We start from the raw sequence: 20117 nt of genomic DNA, 5'->3' as shown, positions 1-20117 counted from the left end.
CCGGGCCGGCAATGGCTGCGTCCGGCTATTTTCCGCCGCGCGCAGGCAATGAGAAGACATGATTGCGATTTGGCGAGCGCGCTTTGCATCGCGAAGCAAAATAGCCGGTCTTCGCCATCCTCCGCTGCCGCTTCGGCCCTGCGCTACCGCCCACGCCCTGCGGGCCTGATCGGACAAGCCGCTCCGGGTTCTGACCCGTTCCGCCCGCCGTCTGAGTGATCGCCACGAAGGCCGCGATGGGCGCGGCCGCTCCGCCAAAGGATCTCTTGCGATGACCGACCACGACGACATCGAACCGACGCACGCCCCGTCTCCGACCGAGCACGTCCTCAGCGAATTGCAGCTCTTCGGCTATCGCCCCTTCGACGATCAGCCAGATCCAAGACCTTTCCCCGAGAGCCAGATGATCGCCGCTACCATCGTCGATATGTTCGACATCCTGGTTGCCGCGCTAAGCGATACACGGCTCGAACCGGATCTCAGCGAACTCCTCTGGTCAACCGTCAATCTGTTCCATCGGGCCGTCGATCGCATCGAACGCCAGCTCGACGACAATGAACAAGCGCAGCACAAGAGCCAGCGGGAGCAGAATGGGTCAGAGGTGCGATCGGTCGAGCTCGAGCGCCTCACGGCGGAGGGCCTCACCTTGATCGAGCGCCGAAATTGCCTGGAACTCTTCCGCGACCAGGCGATGGAGCAATTTGAGGTTCACACCGGCTCGTCCTGGCGTCCTCGGTCGGGCTCGCTGGTGAGCCACCGCACGCTCACGGCAGCCATGATCGACTCGCGGGACTTCATCGCCGCCAAGCGCCGTTCCCAGACCGAGGTCATGTTGCCGGCAGGACCGAAGATCGCACTCACCGGCGGGCTCGACTTCAGCGACCACCACCTCATCTGGGATCGCCTCGACAAGGTTCACGCCAAGCATCCCGACATGGTCCTGCTCCATGGCGGCTCACCCAAGGGGGCCGAACTGATCGCTTCCAAATGGGCGACGACCCGCAACGTGCCCCAGATCGCGTTCAAGCCCGACTGGACGAAGCACGCCAAGGCGGCACCGTTCAAGCGCAATGACGCCATGCTCGAGTTCTTGCCGATCGGCGTCATGCATTTTCCGGGTACGGGAATCCAGGATAACCTCGCCGATAAGGCGAGGCGTTTCGGCATCCCCGTCTGGAAATTCGGCGGCGCGTGAGCGCCGTCTTTTCGAACCATCGCGCGGAGCTGGACGCCTGGCACTCCGGCGCGTCCAGCCTTCTATCCGAAGTTGCGACTTGTGATGGTGGTGGAAGACGCGATCGTCATCCATCCGGATGAAGCCGCCACCGTGCTCGCGCCTGGTCTTGTTGTTACCACATCATGCATTGGCTTGTTCTGCCGGGCGGTCAGTGGCGGCCTGGCCCTTTCGTCGCACCCGGTGCTCACGCTTGCGCAGATCGGGCCGCTGACGCGCTTTGCGTTGGCGCGCGACATGGACGCAGGTGACTGTCCCTGCTTGCGAAGACCCGCCTGTTGGAGCCGGCTGAACTGGTGGAGCAACAGTCTCAACGATTCTCGTGGCCGCCATGCGCAAAGGATGATCCCTCGTCAGCTTCCTCATCAAACAGGTTGCGCAGGATCGCCATATTGAGCCGGGGGGTAAGTGACTCGAGTGAGAGGTATCGCGGCCCTCTTCGGAACGCTTCGACCAGGCTGCGCCGATCTCTGCCCGGTCCACCTCGTCGCTTGGCACGTTGAGTCGTTCTCGATCGTTCTCTCATGACGACACCCCTTTGCGGCAGGTTGTTTCTCTTTGTTCGCCGAGCCGTTCCAGCTTCTTGTGCAGCCCAACCGAGATTTGCCAAGTCTCTTCTCCCGAGCTTGCGATCCGTCCCGCGGACGCACGTGGCCTCTTGGATGGCTTGATCTGGCCGAAGACCGGCTTCGCCTCGATCGTCTGAGCCGCAACGCCGTTGATGCGACTTTCTTCCCCTGGGCTTCGCCCATTCCTCGCGAGGCAAGATAGTCGCCACAACGGCGTCCTCCGCTGCGCTCCGGCCCGCAAGGGGTGCGTCGCCGATCGTCCTCGGCCTTTAGATCGCCATCGAGGCCGCGGTGGTCGCGGGCTCGAAACACAACAGGAGAAGTGACATGGCTAACATCGGTACTTTCCGCAGGGCGCGCGTCTGATCGGGGTCTACGACAGCCAGGTCACTTTCGGCCAGTCACGCGTCCTACTCGTCTGGACCCGGCTGATCATGCCGAATGGACGTTCCATCGTTCTCGAGCGACAACCTGGCGCTGACGCTGCCGGATATGCAGGCCTCGAAGATCAGGTCGATAATCACTGGGGCGAGCTGTTCAAGGCTGCGGCACTATCGACGTTTCTGGCGGTCGGGACTGAACTGGGGGCCGGCTCGGACACCAACAGCAACGACAGCGCCATCATCCAGGCATTACGACACGGTGCCTCCGACTCCCTAAACCAAACCGGACAGCAGGTGGTTCGACGCAGTCTCAACATCCAGCCCACTTTGACCGTACGACCTGGTTTCCCGGTTCGTGTTCTTGTCAATCGTGACCTCATACTTACGCCGTATAGAGGGTGACAACATGCCAAAGCTCAAAATAGGAGAGCTTCCAGATGACAAGCCGGTCAAAGTGAGTGCGGAACTGCCGGCGGCCGTGCATCGCGATCTCATCGCATATGCAGAAGCCCTTACGCTTCAAGGTGGTCAAGTGGTCGAACCGACTAAGCTCATCGCTCCCATGTTGGCGCGCTTTATGGCCACGGATCGAGGATTTTCTAAATTGAAACGTGGCGGCCGCGTACCGGTAGCCGGCGAATGACAGTGATGCTCAAGGCTTCTCGAAGCTGCCGGTCAAAGCTAACAGTACGATGCATCAACCGAGACGCTGCCGGGTTTGGCCCGTGAGCTAAGATATCGTGTCGGAAAGCGTGTTCCTGCGTCTGCCCCGAAATAACGCCGGTTACCGGGCTTTCTCTGTCTTCAGACGCAAGAGCGCCTGGCGTCGATGGGCATTTATTCGGTCGCCTTCAGGCGCGGTACGCTACTCCGGCCATCGACGCTGATAGGCACGTCGCCCTCGATTGTCGCCCGACGTACGACGCGATGCCCGTCCCCGTAATCGTTGACGGCGTAATGCTGCGTTGCGCGGTTATCCCATATCGCGATATCGCCCTCTAACCAGTTCCAGCGCACAGTGTTTTCGGGCGCGGTGATGTGAGACTGGAACAGATCGAAGAGCTTTTGTCCGTCGTATTTGGAGATCCCAACAAAGTGCTTCACCAAAGCACCGAGCACTAGCGTCCGCTCGCCTGTTTCGGGGTGGACGCGCACGACGGGATGCTCGGTCTCAAAAACCGTTCTGGTGAATACCTCGTCGAAGTGTTTCTTGTCCACCTCGCGGACACGCGCGATCCCGGCGTAATCGAAAACGTTGCTGTGAACGGCCCATAGCTCCTCGGCAAGCCGTTGTAGCGGCGGCGGCAGATAGAGATACGCGGAAGCTGTGTTCGACCACACGGTGTCGCCTCCGTAAGCTGGCATTACTACGGCCCGCAGGACTAAAATCTTGGGATAGGCATCGGCGAAGGTTCCATCCGCATGCCAAACATCGGCACGACCGCCGCCGCGAGTGGAGTCCAGTTCGAGGAGCGAGGCCGTCCCCCTGGCGGCGCCGAGCATCGGATGAGGCGTTAGCTTTCCAAGGCGAGCAGCAAAGCGCTCCTGTTCAACGTCATTGAGATGTCGTTGGTTGCGGAAGAAGATCACCTTGTGCTCGAGCAGCAAGCTGTTGATCGCAGCGATCGTGCGGTCCGGTAGATCGCCCGATAGCTCGATATTTTTGACTTCGGCACCGATGCGCGCTGCACGTTTCAGAACATCGGCGCCCGGAATGACGTCACCGATCAAAGCCGTTGTGCTCATGTTGTTTTTCCAAGCCCTTGAAGTTTCTGCTTCTCGGGGCGGATGATCTTCAGCAAGCAACGTGCCAGGCGAAAGAAGAACATGTAGCCCCCGATGGCAACGAATTGCGCTAATTGGCTCGAGTTCTCGGACCAACCGATGATTCGACCGAGCGACAAAGAAGCTCGATCGTCGACCTCACCCACCGAATATGGTGCAAAGAGAGCGGCAGCCGACGGAAGACATTCGGTTATGTTATTGCAATCACTCAACTGCCCTCAAAAAGGCAATGCTTCCGTAAGATTGGTAATAATTGATGATGATCATAAATCATGTAGTCGGGCCCTGCCGCGCGTAAGCGCCCTTCGGAAACATATCCTCCCACGATTGATACGTTGATAAGGCCAAGATTGCGGGCAATCTCGGTCTCAACTGGCATATCGCCCACGATGACAGTTCTTTCTGGGGATAGATCATTGGCCTGCATATACAAGCGCAGCCGTTCTTGCTTGTTCATGCTTCTAAACTGAGTTGCGCGGCTCTCAAATGCCAAAATGTCGGTGACGTGAGTTTTGATCCCAAGTCTTCGCAATTGTGTGCGAATTGGTCCAACAATGTGGTTGCTGACAATGACGGTTTGAATGGCTCGCTGGTCAGCGGCGAGCAAAACATTTCGAGCCCCTTTACGTAAAGCCGCGTTGCGTGCCAGGAACTCGTAAGTGTCGTGAAAAATGGCGTTGTCGTTGCTCTGCACGACTTCGATTTCATCTTTCGACATGTCTAGGTTGCGGAAAAGAACCGAAGGAGGAAGTTCGAACTTCTCTCGAAGCTTGTGCATATCCACAGCTGCGCGACCGAAGCGGCTCAAAATTGCATTGATGGTTTGCAGAACTGCGTTGACATCATCGAGCAGCGTGCCATTCCAGTCGAAAATAATTGCGGATTTCATGCATGAACCTAAGGCAAATGTGATCGTGCGATAGAATGTGTTCGAGACTTAGATATTTACTCGTCTACATGTCTGGGGCGATCGTCGCGGTTCGAACCGAGTCGTCACGGGTGCAACGCGCGCCAGGGAGCTGAACAGGCGGCCCCTTCTTCCGAGGCGAGAGGGCGGGTGGAGAGCGTGAGCATTGCTGCTTCTGTAGCTCTATTTCTGGATTGATTTAGTTGAAGCAATGGCCATGCCAGCCAGCGTTGGCATGCAATAAGGCCGGAGGGGCTTTGGAAGGTCTCAACGCTTACTATGCGCGCTGCACTGGACCTGACACGACATTGCGTCTCTGTCAGAATACGGACAAGAGTCTACATGGTGCGGTAAGTTCGAGCTGACCGTTCCGTAAGTGAATTTTGCGAGTTAATCGATGGGCGAGGTTAATCTCTCCGAGATCGGTTCACTCTGGTGAGGCAAATTGGGTTCTCAGACTCTCGGAATGCTAAGTCGAAGCTCCGGGGTGTTGAACAACTTTCGACTGAGAGGCCGCCGCTGCAGCCAATCCTTAATGCCTCGACCGGCGTCACGGCAAGACTAATGCCGCTGGGGCCCTTGAGAGCTGCAGATGTAGGCTCGCTTTCTGTCGACCGGCCCTGTTGGCGCCAGTCATGCACATTGTCGCCTCAGCCCTGAATCAGGATAAGAGCTGCAACTTCCTGATCCCGTGGCAGTTTGCTCGCCGCCAAGCCGGTGGCGACACCAAGGCGGTCAAGAGCGGGACGGTTTTGACTCATCTTGCGCTTGCCTTCGACCCTGGTGATGGGGATGCGCACGCCGACGATCCCACGCAACTGGGCGGCGATGAAATCCGCGGGAGCATCGCTGACGGCCCAAGGCGTCGCTCGTGACGTCTCATGGATATTCGTCAGACGCGTCACGATTTCAAGCAGGCGATCGGGATCCTCGAAGAACTCGGTCGGCCCATGGGCGTGGACCGCGATGTAATTCCATGTCGGCACCTCACGTTCAGATTGTCGTTTGCTGGGATACCAGGATGGCGTCACATAAGCCTCTGCGCCAGCAAAGATCGCGAGAGCTTCTCCGATCGGGGGCGTGCGCCATTGCGGATTGCCCTTCGCTAGGTGGCCGTACAGCGCGCCGTGTTCGCCGTCGCTCTCATCGAGAAAGAGCGGAAGAGGCGTCGCAAGGGGCCCGTCTGACGTGGCCGTGATCAGGTTGGCCAATCGCGCGCACCGCATTGTCGCTCGAATGTTCTCCAGGTCGTCATCTCGAAAGTGGGGTGGTATGTACATGAAGGTTCTCCGTTGGAGGTCGTCGAGATAAACCCAGGTCAGCATGCTAGAAAGCTGCCAGTTTCAGTCGGCCCGTAGAGGTTCCACGTTGGATCGAGTCGCCTTGCTCGTGGCCCGGCCGGCTGATGATCGCACCCTTCACGCCACTTCTGGGGCCGTGAAGAAGCTGAGCAAGGCAATTGTAATGGACCAGGCGGCAAGTCCGGGTGCACCGGTAGCTCGGTTTTATTCGTCGCTCTGAACGTCTGGCTTTCCTTGAACTGCTGCCCGTTGCCCGAGCCATATTCTTAACTTGGAATCTACGACAGCGGATTGCTGAGGGCAGAGAATACGGCGGTGCCTCACGGGTATGATTGCGAGCCGGCGCGACGCGAGCGCGCACTGAGAGGGGCCGCTGGACGCAAGAGCCGTTGGCTCGACCGCCGCTGGAGGATCTCGTCGCTTGGCAACAGGAAGGGTCCGACGACCGCCAGCTTCGTCAATACCGATGAACACAACATCACCATCTTCCAGAACGGGGATGGTTTATGGGGCGGCAGGCTCACCGAAAAATCCGCAGGACGCTTCGTTACGGCGATATGAATCCGAAGCGAAGGCCAAACTGGCCGCGTTCGACGGGATGATCTCCCTGAAAGATAGACGTGGCTGGGATGGATAGGGCGCCGCCTGTCGGTCTGTGAAGTTTCGTCCGGTGGGCTTGTCGAACCGCTTTCCCCGCAATTCACCGATCCGATCCAAGAGTCGCTGGCCCGTCCCAACAAATATTTTTCTACCAATATCCGCATGAACATAGCTGGTTCGCGAGAGCCACCGGGGCGTAGGACTCCACACGATTCGAATTGTCTGTCCACAGGCGAACGACTATGGCATCCAACCCGGAATGGCGGGCTGCGGCGCGTCAATTGCGCGACATGTGGGGCCACAAGGCTTGGCCCGACGAGCCGCTCGGCCCGGGTTGGGCCAATGCATTCTCCGATTGGATCGAGAGATTCGGTGTCCGGCGCGTCTCGGACGCGGTTCAGATGGCGTCGGCTCCCCGTCTGAGGACGGCGAGCGCTTGCCTCCGGACATTCGGGACATTATTCCGAGATACGCCGTGGTAGAGCGCGCCGCGGATCGGGAGCCCGGGATGAAGGGCTGTTATCTCGTCCGCGGCAGGATGCGCTTGAAATTCTACTGCTCGGGAGGCGATGACGAAGTCCTCAAGCTGCTAAGGCACGCAATGCGCGCGGGAGTTTCAGAGTCCGCAATGCACCATGCCGTCGATGATAGCACTACGCTTGAGGACTGCTTTGCGGCGATGGGTGTAGACCGCACGGCGTTCCGCATTGCCTTGGGGCATCCGATCGTCGACTTGCGTCCCAAAGGACAGCAGGTCTTCGTCCGGCAAGATCCAGAGTGACGAGTTTGAGGGGCCTATCTGCGGAGGACGAGTGGCCGGGGCGCGCCGATCAGCAGGCTGGGTGGCTGGTGTTTTCCGAGTCGTTTTCCACCGGCTGATCCCCACCCAAGAAGGCGAGGCGGTGAGACCGCGCCAGCGAACGATCAGCTCGGGACACGCGCTATTCAATCCTCGTGGTCAGCGTCCTTTCTGCTAGATTTCTCGGCTGCTTCGACGATCGCCTGCCTTCCTCACGATCTCCTTGCGAAGACGCTGTTTGGCGCACATGCGCCGATTCCTGACCGGCGCGCCGGGCGTCGGGGGCGCCGTGTCGGCCGGCCGGAATCTTCGGTTCGGCGTCGGCGCGAAGCCATCCTGGGAACCCGCATTCCAAGGATTGGAAATCGGAGCGGATCCGGAACCGGACCGCCGGCGGGACCGCTCGCACCCGGTTTCCGGCTTCCTGTCGTCCGTGGAATTGAATCCTTGAACGCCGGGGGCGCCGGGCGGGTCTCCCGTCGCATCGGCGTCAGTTCGCCTGTCGCGCGAAAACCCAGTTCGTCCCGCGTGACGCCTGAGCAACAGCACCGAAGACGCTGCTGGCAGGCTCGTAGGTGCAGCCTGGCCAAGGGATCAGCCAAGCGCATTGATCGGCCTCGAAATTGCGGCGGCTGGGACAGGAGGCGGTTTTTGCCAGCCGTGTCGCAAGCGATGTGCCCCCGTTGTGCCCCGACTTCTTTGGGGCACACGCTGAGGGAATCAATCCATTAAGTCTTTGAAATCTGGATCTAAATGGTGGACGCACAAGGGATCGAACCTTGGACCTCTCCCGTGTGAAGGGAACGCTCTCCCGCTGAGCTATGCGTCCGGGATCTGGCGTGCCAATGGCCGATGCCGGCCGGTCGAAAAGTGGCGCTTCGTCAGAGCGTGCGATTTACGAAGTGCCGGGTAGGGGTGTCAAGCCAAACCCTGCGTAAATCAAGCGCCTTGCTGTCGCGCGCGGGAGGCGTGGGACTGCAGCGCCCGGATCCGCTCGGCGAGCGTCCCGCCGCCTTCGGGCATGCCGCTGCCGGGTATGGCGCCATTGGCAGGCTTGGCGGCGGTCTTCGCCGGCACGGTCGGCTCCGCCGCCAGCATCGCCTCGATCGCCGAATTGGGGCCCTCGAGCTGGATCGCGAGCTTGGCGACTTCGGCGGCGATATCGTTGATGCGCTCGCGCAGCAGCGCGTTCTCCATCCGCTCGGTCGCCCAGGAGCTCTCGGCCTGCTGCTGGATCGCGTTGATGTCGCGCTGCAGCTTGCCGCGCTCGTCGCGGGCTGTGCGCAGCTGCTCCTCGACGGCGGCCTTCTCCTGGCGCAGCTTCTCGAGCACCGAGGATTTGCCGCCGCCTGCTGCGGCGATCTCCTCGCGCAGCTCCTGCACCGTCCGCTCGGCGGCGGCGTTGGCCTGCTTGAGCTGGCTGTTCTCGAATTCACGCTCGGCCAGCAGCTTGCCCTGGGTTGCAAGCCGCGTCTCCAGGTCGGTGACGCGGTTGCCGAGCATCTCGGCTTCCTTGACCTGGGCGATCAGCTGGCGGTCGAGATCGGTGACACGCTGGCTCAGATTCTCGACCCGGCCGCGCGCCTCGGCGAGATCGCGCGTCACGGTTTCCGACTGGCTGCGCTCCTGGGCGAGGCGCGCTTCGGTCGCCGCGAATTCCCTGGCGGCATCGCCGACGCGGTTCTTCAATTCCTCGACCTGGGTCCGCACCGCGACGAGCTCGACCTGGCGGCTGTCGGCGGCCATCGCGCGGTCGCTGAGCTCGGCGTTGATCTTGCCGAGCTCGCTCTGCTTGTCGGTCAGCGCCTGCTCGGCGTTGCGCAGCAGCTCGCTCTTGGCGCCGAATTCTTCCTCGGTGGCGCGAAGCTGTTCCTTCATCGCCTTCTCGCGCGCCTCCAGCGCGAAGATGGCGGCGTTCTTCTCGCCGAGCTCGATCTTCATGCGGTTGATCGCATCGGTCTTCTTGCCGAGCTCGGCGAGCTGGCTCGTGGTCTTGCTCTTGAGCTGCTCGACGCTCATCTCGAGCCGGCGGGCCGACATCGCGAACTCGGCGCGGAGCTGGTCCTTGTCGGCCTGGATCTCGGCCATCGACAGCGGGGTGGCCGCCTCCATGCGGCGCGTGGTCAGCCGCACCGCCCGGTTATGCACCAGCGGCACGATCATCAGGCCACACAGCATCGAGATCAGGAAACCGATCGCCGCGTACATGATCGGCTCGATCATGAAGGATCACTCCGAGAACAGAAGAAAGAATTTGTTAATCACAATGCCACGGCGGGCCGGCCGAAGGCCAGCCCGTTTGCCGCGTTAAGGTGAATCCAACCGAGCCGGCGCGCTCCGGCGCATCACCCGGCCGGGGGCGTGTGTAACCTGGCGGGGCTTGTAACCTAGAACGGGTTCCAGGTCGCGCGCGGGGTGTATTTGAGATAGCCGACGCTGGCGCCGAGCCGCAGGCCGATGCCCGAGCGAATCGGGACCAGCACGATGTTGTTGGCGGTCAGCGCCGTCATGCCGAAGCCGCCGACGATGTAGGCCGAGCCGTCGATGCCGACGAAGCGCTGATAGATCGCCTGCGTCGATGGCAGGTTGTAGACCAGGGTCATGGTGCGGGCGCCATCGCCGCCCCAGTCGAAGCCGACCGAAGGACCCTGCCAGTAGACCCGGAGGTCGCCGGCGTTCTTGGTGTAGAGCGTGCCTTCGCCGTAGCGCAGGCCGGCCACGAACGCGCCGGAGCCTTCCTCGCCGAGCACATAGCCGTTGGGCAGACCCCATTGGCTGACCGCGCGCTCGATCACCGAGGCGAGCCCGCGCGAGACGTTGCCGAAGAACTTGTGTCCGGCGCCGACCAATTCGTCTGGCCCGTAAGTATACGGGGTCGGCTCACGCTGCGGCGGCGGATATTGCGGCGGTGGGGGCTGCTGCGCGGACGCCCCTGCGCTCCAGCACATCAGCGCGGCGAACGCGACCGCGGCAAGGCGTGATGCGAAAGTCATAAAGAACCCCTGCTATCGAAATCTGGGCGCTGCCCTTTAACCTGATGCCAACAGGCACGGCTCTAGGTTGCGCCCAGTGTCCCCTCGACTCGGATGTTATCGGTATCAACTATGACGGCACAACGGCAGGAAAGATATGGATCGTGCCGGGGCATGGCGTTTTTCGGCCTGTTGGCGGGCATTTTGGCGGCTATCGGCCCCGGTTTGCCGGTCAAGGCCACGACGACCGAGCGCGTGGTGACGAACCGTTACTCTGGTCTGGCGATCGAGGGATTCGATCCCGTCGCCTATTTCACCGACGCCACCGCCACCTTGGGGCGGCCGGAATTCGAGGCCGCCGACAGCGGCGCGATCTGGCGCTTCCGCAACGAGGGCAACCGCGCCTCGTTCGTGGCGCATCCGGAAATCTATGGCCCGCAGTTCGGCGGCTACGATCCGACCGACTTGGTGCGGGGCGTGACCTGCGCGGGCAATCCGCGCTTCTGGGCCGTGGTCGGGAACAGGCTTTATCTGTTCAGCCGGGAACACAGCCGCGATGCCTTCGCCGCCGATCCCGCGCGCTTCCTCAAGGAAGCCGCCGCGCGCTGGCCGGAGCTGGAAGAAAGCCTCGCGCAGTAATCACGGCGCCGCGGCCGGGTCGCCCCAGGCGATGAATTCGGGCACCAGAAAGTCTTCGCGGCCGAGTCCGAAATGCAATTGGTTGCCCTTCGAATCGGTGACCTTGCCGCCGGCCGCCACGATCACCGCATGACCGCGGCCGCCACGTCCCATTCCGACGTCGGTGACAGCCGCGGATAGATGTCGACCTCGCCCTCGGCGACGCGGCCGAACTTGACGGCCGATCCGAGCACGGCGCGGACCGCGCCACCGCGTTGGTCGATGAAGGCTTCGGTGCGGGGATCGCCGTGCGAGCGGCTGACCGCAACCGTCCATGGCGCGCCGCGCGGCGGACAGCGACGGGTCTTGATCGGCGCGATCTGCGAAACCTGATTGCCCTCGAGCGTCAGCCGCTCGGCGCCCTTGCCGACGATGCCGCGCCAGATCAAGCCGAGTGCCGGCGCACCGACGATGCCGAGCAGCGGCACGCCGTGCGTGACCAGCGCCACATTGACGGTGAATTCATTGCGGCCGGCGACGAACTCCTTGGTGCCGTCGAGCGGATCGATCAGGAAGAAACTGTCCTTGTAGGGCGGCGTCGCCAGATGGACGCGCTCCTCCGACAGCAGCGAGACATGCGGTGCCAGCCGCGTCAGCCCCTCGACGATGATGTGGTCGGCGGCGAGATCGGCCTCGGTGACCGGCGAGCCGTCACTCTTGCCGGTGACCTGCATGGCGGAACGGTTGACCGCGAGGATCGCCTCACCGGCCCGGATCACCAGTTCGGTCAGCGATCCGAGCAGCGTGGCGGCCTTGTCGCAGTCGACGGTGGCCGATTGTGCCTTATTCATGAGCGGGTCTCATATCCTGTTCGTCTTCCCCTGAGATCATGATGCCAGTCCCGCCGCAAGCTGGCAGCATCCGTCTGCGCGGTGTATCAAGCCGACAGGCATGCGTGATTCGCACTCCTCGGTCGGCGTGCGGCTTTCCAGGAAACAATTGATGTCTGGCACTTCGTCTCCCGGTCCCGCTCCCGATGCGCTCGAGCTCGCAGCGCTGCTGTGCTCGAAGGTCTGTCACGATCTCATCAGTCCGGTGGGCGCGATCGTCAATGGGCTTGAGGTCCTCGACGACAATCCGAAGCCGGAAGATCGCGACTTCGCGCTCGATCTGATCCGCAAGAGCGCCAAGACCGCGTCGGCCCGGTTGCAGTTCTGCCGGCTGGCGTTCGGCGCAGCCGGTTCCTCGGGCGCCCAGATCGATCTCGGCGACGCCCAGAACATGGCGAAGGGGCACATCGAGGACGGCAAGGTCACGCTGGTCTGGAATTTGCCGCGGCTGCTGCTGCCCAAGAATCGCGTCAAGCTGCTGCTGAACATGCTGGTGGTCGCACAGCAGACCATCCCGCGCGGCGGCACGCTCACCGTCGATCCGGTCGGCGAGGGTGACGCGACGATCTTCCGGATCACGTCCGCCGGGCTCAATGCCCGCGTGCCGCAGAACATCGTCGATATCCTCAGCGGGACCTCGGCGAACACGGTCGATGCGCATGCGGTGCAGCCATACTACACGCGCCTGTTGGCGGAAGCCTGCGGGCTCAAGGTGACGCTCACGCTCGACGGCGACAAGGTCATTGTCGCCGCGGCCTGAACGCGGCCGCGCGGAGATCATTAATCAAAGGTTACGACCGGCCGCGCGATTCAATCGTGCGGCCTTATCTCTTTGTTGATCCCGTTCTTTTCCAATTACTCAACCAAACTTAAACGCTTTGCGGAGAAGCTGACCTCGGTTCCGTCAGGCGCGTCGATGTCGCGCGCCGCCTGCGTTTTCGGCGTTTTTCGAAGGTTGGTTTTCATGGACGATCTGTTGCGCGAGTTCCTGACGGAGAGCAGCGAGAGCCTGGATACGGTCGACAACCAGCTGGTGCAGTTCGAGCAGGATCCGAACAACGCGAAGATCCTGGATAATATCTTCCGCCTTGTGCACACCATCAAGGGGACCTGCGGCTTCCTGGGGCTGCCGCGGCTGGAAGCGCTGGCGCATGCCGGCGAGACCTTGATGGGCAAATTCCGCGACGGCATGCCGGTGAAGGCCGAAGCCGTGACGCTGATCCTGTCCTCGATCGACCGCATCAAGGAGATTCTGGCCGGGCTCGAGGCAACCGAAGCCGAGCCTGAAGGCAATGACCGCGACCTGATCGATCAGCTCGAGGCCATGGTCGATCGCGGCATGGCCGCAATGGCGGCTGCTGATGTCGCCGAAGAAGATGTGCCGGTGGTCGACGCCCCGTCGGTGCAGGCGGCAATGACCGAAGGCACGCTGGTGGTGCAGACGCTGGAGCGCCCCTTGCGTCCGGGCGAGGTCTCGCTCGACGAGCTCGAGCGCGCCTTCCGCGAGACCGAGACCGAAGTGACTGCACCCGCATCGGCGCCGGTTGCCAAGCCGGTGGCCGCGGCACCTGTCGCCGAGCCCGCGGAAGCCGCAAAGAAGCCGGCCCGCAAGGCGGCCGCCGAGACCGACGTCCAGGAAGGCGACAAGATCGCCAACCAGTCGATCCGGGTCAATGTCGACACCCTCGAACATTTGATGACCATGGTCTCCGAGCTGGTCTTGACCCGCAACCAGCTGCTGGAGATTAGCAGGCGCAACGAGGACACCGAGTTCAAGGTGCCGCTGCAGCGGCTCTCCAACGTCACCGCCGAGCTGCAGGAGGGCGTCATGAAGACGCGGATGCAGCCGATCGGCAATGCCTGGCAGAAGCTGCCGCGCATCGTCCGCGACCTCTCCGGCGAACTCGGCAAGCAGATCGAGCTGGAGATGCACGGCGCCGACACCGAGCTCGACCGCCAGGTGCTCGACCTGATCAAGGATCCGCTGACGCACATGGTGCGCAACTCCGCCGACCACGGGCTGGAGACCACCGCCGAGCGCCTCGCCGCCGGCAAGCCGGAGCAGGGCACCATTCGCCTCTCCGCCTATCACGAAGGCGGTCACATCATCATCTGCATCGCCGACAATGGCCGCGGCCTCAACACCGAGCGGATCAAGGCCAAGGCGCTCCAGAACGGCCTCGTCACCGAGGCCGAGCTCGAGAAGATGACCGAAGCCCAGATCCACAAGTTCATCTTCGCGCCGGGCTTCTCGACCGCAGCGCAGGTGACCTCGGTGTCCGGCCGCGGCGTCGGCATGGACGTGGTGCGCACCAATATCGACCAGATCGGCGGCACCATCGACATCAAGAGCGTGGCCGGCGAGGGCGCCAGTGTCACCATCAAGATCCCGCTGACCTTGGCGATCGTCTCCGCCCTGATCGTCGAAGCCGGCGGCGACCGTTTTGCCATCCCGCAGCTCTCCGTGGTCGAGCTGGTGCGCGCCCGCGCCAACTCCGAGCACCGCATCGAGCGGATCAAGGACACCGCGGTCCTGCGGCTGCGCAACAAGCTCTTGCCGCTGATCCATCTCAAGAAGCTGCTGAAGATCGACGACGGCGCCACCACGTCAGATGCCGAGAACGGCTTCATCGTGGTCACGCAAGTCGGCAGCCAGACCTTCGGCATCGTGGTCGACGGCGTGTTCCACACCGAGGAGATCGTGGTCAAGCCGATGTCCACGAAGCTGCGGCACATCGACATGTTCTCCGGCAACACCATTTTGGGCGATGGCGCCGTGATCATGATCATCGACCCCAACGGGATCGCCAAGGCGCTCGGCGCCTCCGGCTCCTCGGCCCATGACATGGCCGACGACAGCGCCAATGCCCATGCCGCAAGCGGCGAGCAGCTGACTTCGCTGCTGGTGTTCCGCGCCGGCTCCTCGCAGCCCAAGGCGGTGCCGCTCGGCCTCGTCACCCGGCTGGAGGAGATCGCCACCGACAAGATCGAGCTCAGCAACGGCCGCTACATGGTGCAGTACCGCGAGCAGCTGATGCCGCTGGTGCAGATGGCCGGCGTCGAGGTGCAGAGCCAGGGCGCGCAGCCGATCCTGGTGTTCGCCGATGACGGCCGCTCGATGGGGCTCGTGGTCGACGAGATCATCGACATCGTCGAGGAGCGGCTCAATATCGAGGTCGCGGGCGGCCAGGACGGCATTTTGGGCTCGGCCGTGATCAAGGGGCAGGCCACCGAGGTGATCGACGTCGGCCACTTCCTGCCGATGGCGTTCGCCGACTGGTTCTCGCGCAAGGAGATGCGCCCGTCGGCGTCGGCACAGTCGGTGCTGCTGGTCGACGACTCGGCGTTCTTCCGCAACATGCTGGCGCCGGTCTTGAAGGCTGCCGGCTACAAGGTCAGGACCGCGCCGAATGCGCAGGAGGGCCTTGCCGCGCTGCGCTCGGGGCAGGCCTTCGACGTCGTGCTGACCGACATCGAGATGCCCGAGATGAACGGCTTTGAGTTCGCCGAGAACATCCGATCTGACCACAATCTGAACCAGCTGCCGATCATCGCGCTGTCGGCGATGGTGTCGCCGGCGGCGATCGAGCGCGGCCGGCAGGCCGGCTTCCACGACTATGTGGCCAAGTTTGACCGTCCCGGGCTGATCGCGGCGCTGAAAGAGCAGACCGCCGAGATGCGTCGGGCCGCTTGAGGGAAACAAACCAATGACCAGCAAGACCGAAACAACTGAAGGCGCGGTCGCCGAATACGTCACCGCCGTCATCGGCGGCCAGCTGTTCGGACTGCCGATCTCGCGCGTTCAGGACGTGTTCATGCCGGAGCGGCTGACGCGGGTGCCGCTGTCGTCCAGCGAGATCGCCGGCGTGCTCAACCTGCGCGGCCGCATCGTCACCGTGGTCGACATGCGCGCCCGGCTCGGGCTGCCGAAGGCCGATGACGGCCAGCCGCCGATGGCGGTCGGCGTCGACCAGCGCGGCGAATCCTATGGCCTGCTGATCGACCAGATCGGCGAGGTGTTGCGGCTGCCCGACGACGGCCGCGAGGACAATCCGGTCAACCTCGATCCCCGCATGGCCAAGCTCGCCGGCGGCGTCCACCGCCTCGACGGCCAGCTCATGGTCGTCCTCGATGTCGATCGCGTGCTCGAACTGGTGCCCGACGCCAAGGCGGCGTGAACAAAAACTGAAGAACTGAACATCCCACCGGGGATGAGGAAGGTGAGGTCGCAGATGAGAACCTGTCTTGTAGTCGATGACTCAAGCGTCATTCGCAAGGTCGCCCGCCGTATCCTGGAAGGGCTCGATTTCACGATCGTCGAGGCCGAGGACGGCGCCAAGGCGCTCGAAGCCTGCAAGCGCGCGATGCCCGAAGCCGTGCTGCTCGACTGGAACATGCCCGTCATGGACGGCTACGAGTTTCTCGGCAATCTCCGCCGCATGCCCGGTGGCGATCAGCCCAAGGTCGTGTTCTGCACCACCGAGAATGACGTCGCGCATATCGCCCGCGCGCTGCATGCCGGTGCCAATGAATACATCATGAAGCCGTTCGACCGGGACATCGTTACCGCGAAGTTCCAGGAAGTCGGGCTCATTTAGGTTTCTGTTCGATCCGGCGGCAGAAGCCTTCGGCTCAACGGTTGTTGTGCGTCGTGTTGCGTCGCTGGTGAAGTCATGAGTGTTGCGTTGACAAGTTCTGCGGTCCCGACCTCGACCCGTACCGACAAGGTGCGGGTGATGGTGGTCGACGATTCCGTGGTGATCCGCGGGATGATCTCGCGCTGGATCGGTGCCGAGCCCGACATGGAGGTCGTGGCCTCGCTGCGCACCGGCCTCGACGCCGTCAACCAGCTCGAGCGCATCAATCCCGATGTCGCGGTGCTCGACATCGAGATGCCCGATCTCGACGGCATCTCGGCGCTGCCGCAGCTGCTCGCGAAGAAGCGCGATCTCGTCATCATCATGGCCTCCACGCTGACCCGCCGCAACGCGGAGATCAGCCTGAAGGCGTTGTCGCTCGGCGCAGCCGATTACATTCCAAAGCCGGAGAGCACGCGCGAGGCTACCGCCGCGGAAATCTTCCGCCACGACCTGATCCAGAAGATCCGGCATCTCGGCGCCAAGGTGCGCCGCAGCACCGCGCACACCACGGCAAGCCCACCGCTCGCGCCCGTTCACGACAAGGTGCGCACGGTGGCGCCCGCGGCTCCGCATGTCGCGCCGGCTCCGATCGCGCGCCGTTCGTTCGGCCTGCTGGCACCGAAGGTGCTGCTGATCGGCTCTTCGACCGGCGGCCCGCAGGCGCTGATGTCGCTGGTCGCGGAGATCGGTCCGGTGATCGACCGCGTCCCGGTGCTGATCACCCAGCACATGCCGCCGACCTTCACCACCATTCTTGCCGAGCATCTGGCGCGCGCCAGCAAGCGGCCGGCGCATGAGGCGATCGACGGCGAGAGCATCAAGCCGGGCCGGATCTATCTGGCGCCGGGCGGACGTCACATGCGCATCGCGCGCCATGGCATCGATGCGGTGATCGCGCTCGACGACGGGCCGCCGGTCAATTTCTGCAAGCCCGCGGTCGATCCGATGTTCACCTCCGCGATCGATGTCTGGCAGGGCAGCATCATGTCGGTGATCCTGACCGGCATGGGCTCCGACGGCATGCGCGGCGGCAAGGACATCGTCGCCGCCGGCGGCAGCGTGATTGCGCAGGACGAAGCGACCAGCGTGGTCTGGGGCATGCCCGGTGCTGCGGTCAATGCCGGCATCTGCGCCGCGGTGCTGCCGCTCAATCAGATCGCACCGAAGCTTGTTCGCGTGTTTGCCGGAGACCGGTCGTGACGCCGCTGGACTATGAGTATCTGCGTAGGCTGCTGAAAGAGCGTTCCGGCCTCGATCTGTCCGCCGACAAGCAATATCTCGTCGAAAGCCGCCTGCTGCCCCTGGCGCGCCGGTCGAACCTCGCCGGCATTGCCGAGCTCGTGCAGCGGCTGAAGGGCGGCGCCGAGGCGCTGACGTCTGACGTGGTCGAAGCGATGACCACCAACGAGACCTTCTTCTTTCGCGACAAGATCCCGTTCGACCATCTGAAGGACGCCGTGCTGCCGGCACTTGCGCAGGCCCGCGCCGCGCGCCGCAGCCTTCGCATCTGGTGCGCGGCGTCGTCGACCGGGCAGGAGCCCTATTCGATCGCGATGCTGCTGAAGGAAATGACCGCGCTGTTCGCCGGCTGGCGCATCGAGATCGTCGCCACCGACCTGTCGCAGGCGGTGCTGGAGAAGTCAAAGGCCGGCCTGTTCAGCCAGTTCGAGGTGCAGCGCGGCCTGCCGATCCAGCTGCTGGTGAAGTTCTTCATGCAGCAGGGCGAGCACTGGCAGCTCAACGCCGACATCCGCGGCATGGTGCAGCATCGCCAGCTCAACCTGCTTGGCGACCTCTCGCATCTCGGCACCTTCGACGTGATCTTCTGCCGCAACGTGCTGATCTATTTCGATCAGCGCACCAAGGCCGCGATCTTCGGCAAGATCGCACGAATGCTCGAGCCCGACGGCGTGCTGGCGCTCGGCGCGGCGGAATCGGTGGTCGGCATCACGACCCTGTTCAAGCCCTATCCCGACCGGCGCGGGCTCTATCAGCCGAGCATCGTCCCGGTCGCGCGCTCCGGCGCCGCGGTTCATGCGCTGAAGGCGGTCGCGTCTGCGGCGCGCTAGCCCCATCTTCCGACCTACGAGCCCGGTGCTGTCTGCTCCGTCATCCTGAGGAGCGCGCACTTGCGCGCGTCTCGAAGGATCGACGGCCACCAGCCGGGCCGTGCATCCTTCGAGACGCCGCTTCGCGGCTCCTCAGGATGACGGTGAAAAAGCTGCCTTCGTTTCCACGAACATGAATCACAAAATCGCGTGCGGCAGGAAGCGCGAGGTGTTGCCGGTGATCGGGTTCTCGTCTTCGCGGATCGAGAGCCCGCACGGCGTGTGGTCGACCAGCCAGCTGCCGAGCACGGGATACTGGCCGGAAAAATTCGGCAGCGGCGCCAGCGCCTGGCGGATGAAGCCTTCGGCGCCGTAGGGGCCTTGCTCAACCACGAGCGTGAGGCCGGCGCTGACCAGCTCGACGTTGGCGCCCTCGCGCGAATAGATCGGCTTGCGCACGAACGAGCTGCCGAGCTGCGCGGCCTGCGGGTCGTCCTCGAAATAGGCCGGCAGCAAATTGGGGTGGTTCGGGAACATCTCCCATAACAGCGGCAGGATGCCCTTGTTGGACAGGATCGCCTTCCACGGCGGCTCGATCCACTGCGTCGGTGCGGTCGATAGATTCTTGCCGAACGCGTCGTGAAACATCCACTCCCACGGATAGAGCTTGAACGCGAGCCTGATCGGGATCTCGTCGAGGTCGACGAACTGATTGTCGCTGCGCAGCCCGATCTGTTCGATGTCGAGCAGGGTGGTCTTCAGCCCGGCCTGCGCCGCGGTGTCCTCGAGATAGGCGAGCGTGCCGGCGTCCTCGGCGTTGCCGGTCAGTCCGGTGAGATGCAGCGGATGGTTGGCGCCGATCGTTTTCCAGGTCTCGATCAGCCGCTCGTGGATCGAGTTGAACTGGTCGGCGCGCTTCGGGATGATGTGGCGTTCGATCGCCTGTTCGAGCCAGGTCCATTGAAACACCGCGGCCTCGAAGATCGAGGTCGGCGTGTCGGTATTGTATTCGAGCAGCTTGGCCGGGCCGCTGCCGCTGAATTTGAGGTCGAGCCGGCCGTACAGGCTCGGGTCCTTGCGGCGCCAGCTCGCCGCGATCAGATCCCAATACGCCTCCGGTATCTTCAGCCGGCGCAGATATTGTTCATCCTTGACCGCGCGTCCGGCGAGCTCGAGGCACATCGCATCGATCTCGCCGGTCGGAGCCTCGATGTCGCGCTCGATCTCGTCGAGCGTGAAGGCGTAATAGGCGCGCTCGTCCCAGTAACGTTCGCCGTCGATGGTATGGAAGGTGAAGCCGGCGTTTTCGGCGGAGGCCTGCCAATCGTCGCGTTCGGGGCATGCGATGCGTTGCATGAGGGGACCGTGATG

17 protein-coding genes, 1 tRNA gene and 2 pseudogenes are annotated in these 20117 nt (G+C 63.0%); 12 read left to right on the top strand and 8 right to left on the bottom strand.

Annotation, left to right across the window (positions count from 1 at the left end):
- The first annotated feature begins 271 nt into the window (after positions 1-271).
- From ACVMB0_RS36835 to ACVMB0_RS36820, 4 genes and pseudogenes are all read left to right on the top strand, one after another.
- Positions 272-1195, top strand: a complete 924-nt coding sequence (locus tag ACVMB0_RS36835) for a DUF2493 domain-containing protein (protein ID WP_461349348.1) — start codon at positions 272-274, stop codon at positions 1193-1195.
- 84 nt (positions 1196-1279) lie between these two features.
- Entirely contained in the window at positions 1280-1630 is a 351-nt protein-coding gene (locus ACVMB0_RS36830) for a hypothetical protein (RefSeq protein ID WP_461349347.1), read from the top strand.
- A 520-nt stretch (positions 1631-2150) separates the two neighbouring features.
- Positions 2151-2588: pseudogene (locus ACVMB0_RS36825) on the top strand (TraB/TrbI/VirB10 family type IV secretion system protein); the annotation flags it as partial.
- 4 nt (positions 2589-2592) lie between these two features.
- Positions 2593-2829: a DUF2274 domain-containing protein gene (locus tag ACVMB0_RS36820; RefSeq protein ID WP_229195521.1), complete on the top strand. Its 237-nt coding sequence runs from the start codon at positions 2593-2595 to the stop codon at positions 2827-2829.
- 194 nt (positions 2830-3023) lie between these two features.
- Here the strand turns inward: ACVMB0_RS36820 and ACVMB0_RS36815 are convergent, their stop codons facing one another.
- The 3 genes from ACVMB0_RS36815 to ACVMB0_RS36805 all read right to left on the bottom strand — a co-directional run bounded on the left by ACVMB0_RS36815 (position 3024) and on the right by ACVMB0_RS36805 (position 6158).
- On the bottom strand, positions 3024-3932 hold the full coding sequence (locus ACVMB0_RS36815) for a TauD/TfdA dioxygenase family protein (protein ID WP_461349346.1): 909 nt from the start codon (positions 3930-3932) through the stop codon (positions 3024-3026).
- 247 nt (positions 3933-4179) lie between these two features.
- The gene (locus ACVMB0_RS36810) at positions 4180-4860 is read right to left on the bottom strand and encodes an HAD family hydrolase (RefSeq protein WP_461349345.1); all 681 of its coding nucleotides are present in this window, start codon (positions 4858-4860) and stop codon (positions 4180-4182) included.
- A gap of 668 nt (positions 4861-5528) precedes the next feature.
- A complete protein-coding gene (locus ACVMB0_RS36805; RefSeq protein WP_461349775.1) occupies positions 5529-6158 on the bottom strand; it encodes an FMN-binding negative transcriptional regulator in 630 nt (209 codons plus the stop codon).
- 1129 nt (positions 6159-7287) lie between these two features.
- On the opposite strand from ACVMB0_RS36805, the gene ACVMB0_RS36800 reads away from it, so the two are divergent.
- Complete coding sequence (locus tag ACVMB0_RS36800; protein ID WP_461349344.1) at positions 7288-7560, top strand: hypothetical protein; 273 nt, start codon at positions 7288-7290, stop codon at positions 7558-7560.
- 772 nt (positions 7561-8332) lie between these two features.
- On the opposite strand, the gene ACVMB0_RS36795 is transcribed toward ACVMB0_RS36800, so the two are convergent.
- The 3 genes from ACVMB0_RS36795 to ACVMB0_RS36785 all read right to left on the bottom strand — a co-directional run bounded on the left by ACVMB0_RS36795 (position 8333) and on the right by ACVMB0_RS36785 (position 10571).
- Positions 8333-8407: transfer RNA gene (locus ACVMB0_RS36795), tRNA-Val, on the bottom strand.
- Positions 8408-8517: 110 nt separating this feature from the next.
- Positions 8518-9801, bottom strand: a complete 1284-nt coding sequence (locus ACVMB0_RS36790; protein WP_461349343.1) for a hypothetical protein — start codon at positions 9799-9801, stop codon at positions 8518-8520.
- A 164-nt stretch (positions 9802-9965) separates the two neighbouring features.
- Positions 9966-10571: a DUF1134 domain-containing protein gene (locus ACVMB0_RS36785; RefSeq protein WP_050420523.1), complete on the bottom strand. Its 606-nt coding sequence runs from the start codon at positions 10569-10571 to the stop codon at positions 9966-9968.
- Between the two features lie 153 nt (positions 10572-10724).
- Here ACVMB0_RS36785 and ACVMB0_RS36780 point away from each other — a divergent pair, with 153 nt between their 5' ends.
- Positions 10725-11189 carry a YHS domain-containing (seleno)protein gene (locus ACVMB0_RS36780; RefSeq protein ID WP_461349342.1) on the top strand — a complete coding sequence of 155 codons (465 nt, stop codon included), beginning with the start codon at positions 10725-10727 and terminating at the stop codon, positions 11187-11189.
- Here the strand turns inward: ACVMB0_RS36780 and cysQ are convergent.
- Positions 11190-12019 (bottom strand): annotated as a pseudogene (gene cysQ / locus ACVMB0_RS36775) (3'(2'),5'-bisphosphate nucleotidase CysQ).
- A gap of 151 nt (positions 12020-12170) precedes the next feature.
- Here cysQ and chpT point away from each other — a divergent pair.
- The 6 genes from chpT (at position 12171) to ACVMB0_RS36745 (ending at position 18767) form a co-directional block, all read left to right on the top strand.
- Positions 12171-12818, top strand: coding sequence for a histidine phosphotransferase ChpT (gene chpT, locus ACVMB0_RS36770; protein WP_456752995.1), 648 nt, complete (start codon positions 12171-12173; stop codon positions 12816-12818).
- Between the two features lie 204 nt (positions 12819-13022).
- Complete coding sequence (locus ACVMB0_RS36765; RefSeq protein ID WP_461349341.1) at positions 13023-15752, top strand: hybrid sensor histidine kinase/response regulator; 2730 nt, start codon at positions 13023-13025, stop codon at positions 15750-15752.
- A 13-nt stretch (positions 15753-15765) separates the two neighbouring features.
- Positions 15766-16236, top strand: coding sequence for a chemotaxis protein CheW (locus ACVMB0_RS36760; protein ID WP_461349340.1), 471 nt, complete (start codon positions 15766-15768; stop codon positions 16234-16236).
- Between the two features lie 54 nt (positions 16237-16290).
- Positions 16291-16656, top strand: coding sequence for a response regulator (locus ACVMB0_RS36755; RefSeq protein ID WP_021081912.1), 366 nt, complete (start codon positions 16291-16293; stop codon positions 16654-16656).
- Positions 16657-16731: 75 nt separating this feature from the next.
- Complete coding sequence (locus tag ACVMB0_RS36750) at positions 16732-17898, top strand: protein-glutamate methylesterase/protein-glutamine glutaminase (protein WP_461349339.1); 1167 nt, start codon at positions 16732-16734, stop codon at positions 17896-17898.
- Positions 17895-18767, top strand: coding sequence for a CheR family methyltransferase (locus tag ACVMB0_RS36745; protein ID WP_461349338.1), 873 nt, complete (start codon positions 17895-17897; stop codon positions 18765-18767). The genes ACVMB0_RS36750 and ACVMB0_RS36745 overlap by 4 nt, the downstream gene beginning before the upstream one ends.
- Before the next feature lie 177 nt (positions 18768-18944).
- On the opposite strand, the gene ACVMB0_RS36740 is transcribed toward ACVMB0_RS36745, so the two are convergent.
- On the bottom strand, positions 18945-20102 hold the full coding sequence (locus ACVMB0_RS36740) for a glutathionylspermidine synthase family protein (RefSeq protein WP_461349337.1): 1158 nt from the start codon (positions 20100-20102) through the stop codon (positions 18945-18947).
- Positions 20103-20117: the final 15 nt, after the last annotated feature.

This window comes from Bradyrhizobium sp. USDA 4451, from assembly GCF_054822585.1.
Note: the sequence above shows the minus strand (reverse complement) of the source record. Positions and strands in the feature narration are given on the sequence as shown.

What these genes read in the sequence shown, in the direction of transcription:
- ACVMB0_RS36785 (WP_050420523.1), bottom strand. Translation starts at nt 10,571, where the DNA reads ATGACTTTCGCATCACGCCTTGCCGCGGTCGCGTTCGCCGCGCTGATG.
- ACVMB0_RS36835 (WP_461349348.1), top strand. Translation starts at nt 272, where the DNA reads ATGACCGACCACGACGACATCGAACCGACGCACGCCCCGTCTCCGACC.
- ACVMB0_RS36800 (WP_461349344.1), top strand. Translation starts at nt 7,288, where the DNA reads ATGAAGGGCTGTTATCTCGTCCGCGGCAGGATGCGCTTGAAATTCTAC.
- ACVMB0_RS36830 (WP_461349347.1), top strand. Translation starts at nt 1,280, where the DNA reads ATGGTGGTGGAAGACGCGATCGTCATCCATCCGGATGAAGCCGCCACC.
- ACVMB0_RS36755 (WP_021081912.1), top strand. Translation starts at nt 16,291, where the DNA reads ATGAGAACCTGTCTTGTAGTCGATGACTCAAGCGTCATTCGCAAGGTC.
- ACVMB0_RS36810 (WP_461349345.1), bottom strand. Translation starts at nt 4,860, where the DNA reads ATGAAATCCGCAATTATTTTCGACTGGAATGGCACGCTGCTCGATGAT.
- ACVMB0_RS36750 (WP_461349339.1), top strand. Translation starts at nt 16,732, where the DNA reads ATGAGTGTTGCGTTGACAAGTTCTGCGGTCCCGACCTCGACCCGTACC.
- ACVMB0_RS36820 (WP_229195521.1), top strand. Translation starts at nt 2,593, where the DNA reads ATGCCAAAGCTCAAAATAGGAGAGCTTCCAGATGACAAGCCGGTCAAA.
- ACVMB0_RS36760 (WP_461349340.1), top strand. Translation starts at nt 15,766, where the DNA reads ATGACCAGCAAGACCGAAACAACTGAAGGCGCGGTCGCCGAATACGTC.
- ACVMB0_RS36790 (WP_461349343.1), bottom strand. Translation starts at nt 9,801, where the DNA reads ATGATCGAGCCGATCATGTACGCGGCGATCGGTTTCCTGATCTCGATG.
- chpT (WP_456752995.1), top strand. Translation starts at nt 12,171, where the DNA reads ATGTCTGGCACTTCGTCTCCCGGTCCCGCTCCCGATGCGCTCGAGCTC.
- ACVMB0_RS36780 (WP_461349342.1), top strand. Translation starts at nt 10,725, where the DNA reads ATGGCGTTTTTCGGCCTGTTGGCGGGCATTTTGGCGGCTATCGGCCCC.
- ACVMB0_RS36815 (WP_461349346.1), bottom strand. Translation starts at nt 3,932, where the DNA reads ATGAGCACAACGGCTTTGATCGGTGACGTCATTCCGGGCGCCGATGTT.
- ACVMB0_RS36740 (WP_461349337.1), bottom strand. Translation starts at nt 20,102, where the DNA reads ATGCAACGCATCGCATGCCCCGAACGCGACGATTGGCAGGCCTCCGCC.
- ACVMB0_RS36765 (WP_461349341.1), top strand. Translation starts at nt 13,023, where the DNA reads ATGGACGATCTGTTGCGCGAGTTCCTGACGGAGAGCAGCGAGAGCCTG.
- ACVMB0_RS36805 (WP_461349775.1), bottom strand. Translation starts at nt 6,158, where the DNA reads ATGTACATACCACCCCACTTTCGAGATGACGACCTGGAGAACATTCGA.